This is a genomic window from Vibrio sp. 10N.222.52.B12 (assembly GCF_002875385.1).
Lineage (GTDB): Bacteria > Pseudomonadota > Gammaproteobacteria > Enterobacterales > Vibrionaceae > Vibrio > Vibrio jasicida.
The window spans coordinates 1-1,464 of record NZ_MDAW01000024.1; the positions used below are offsets into that span (position 1 = coordinate 1).

Annotated in this window: 1 protein-coding gene; it reads left to right on the forward strand. The window is 47.5% G+C overall.

Annotated elements, in window-relative coordinates:
* Positions 1–95: 95 nt before the first annotated feature.
* The gene (locus BCT11_RS01535) at positions 96–1,286 is read left to right on the forward strand and encodes an IS91 family transposase (RefSeq protein WP_102386920.1); all 1,191 of its coding nucleotides are present in this window, start codon (positions 96–98) and stop codon (positions 1,284–1,286) included.
* Positions 1,287–1,464 lie beyond the last annotated feature (178 nt).

The window sequence follows — 1,464 nt, forward strand, 5'->3', positions numbered from 1 at the left end:
CAAGCGGCGGCATAGCCGCCTGAGCGAGCTACGCTCGAAAGCAAAGAGACTTAACCTTCACAGTGTGCTGACAATTCTGCATTACCCTAGTGGTCATGCACTTGCGATCACTCAGACAACTTTTCTCTCGGAATGGCACCTGGGCCATCTACCTCAGTAAACACATCTCTGAAATCAGAGAGGTCGTTGTCGATAACGTCACCCGAATGATGGCTTGTGGCTCATCGAGCATGGGGTCACGGCTCTATAAGTGCAAAAATTCTGGCTGTACCTACACCAAAAACCTCAATCAAACCTGTAAGTCTCGTGCTTGCAGCAGTTGTGGCGTCAAATCCACCGAAAGGTGGATACGCCAACAACAGCATGTGCTGCCTGACTGCGAGTGGCAACACATCACCTTCACCATGCCGAATACTCTCTGGCCTATCTTTCGTCATAATCGCTGGCTGCTTAATCGATTATTCAAATGCGCAGCCGACATTTTAACGACTTGGGCGAAACGGCAAGGCTTAGAAATAGGTGTTTTTTGTGCGCTTCATACCTACGGCCGTAAGCTCAATTGGAATTGCCATGTTCACGCTTCTGCGACACGGGGAGGAATTTGCCGACGAACAGGACTGTGGAAGCCCATTTATTTCAAAGCCAAAGTGACCGAAGCATGTTGGCGAGCTGCGATCACGCAGCTCTTAAGCGCGCATTACTCAGAGCTTGATTTGAGTGCAGCCGATTGTCCGTTCATACGTCATGAAAAGGATTGGTTCGCCTTTCTACGTAGCCAATATCATCGTCGTTGGAAACTGCATTTTGGTAAGAAAACGGACCAACAGCATAAGACGGTCAATTACCTCGGTCGTTATTTGAAGCGACCTCCGATTTCAGGCTCTCGCTTGCACCACTACAGCAAAGGCGGTCAGCTGACGTTTGAATACCTTAACCATCGAACAGGGGAAAAGGAAATGCTGACTTTAGCCGCTGAGGATTTGATTTGTCGGCTCATCGAACACATTCCCGATAAGCACTTTAAGATGATCCGCTACTACGGTTTTCTGTCGAATCGTCGCCGCGGTAAAATGCTGCCAAAAGTCTACGATGCGTTAGAGATGGAAAGCAAGGACGCGCCAGCGCTGCCTTGCTATGCCAGCATGCTAAAGAAATACGCTAAGGTTGATCCGTACGAATGCCTATTCTGCAGAGACAGGTTAGAGTTTGTCAGTTTTAGAGCGGGAGAAAGCCGCGAAGAATTGATAAGACAGACAGTTCTGGAAGGGCAATTGAGGTCAGCTTAGTTCCTTCCTGTGGATAAGTTTATCTGCAATTTGAGTAAACTTGACCATGACAACATTTCAGCAACACCACCCATACCACTCAGACATATCACGACCACAAACCAATCACAACTGATTGAATTACCTTCGATTTAGCTTGCTCTTTCAAAGGTAAGGAAACTTTGACTTTCCTTACCTT

What these genes read in the sequence shown, in the direction of transcription:
- BCT11_RS01535 (WP_102386920.1), top strand. Translation starts at nt 96, where the DNA reads ATGCACTTGCGATCACTCAGACAACTTTTCTCTCGGAATGGCACCTGG.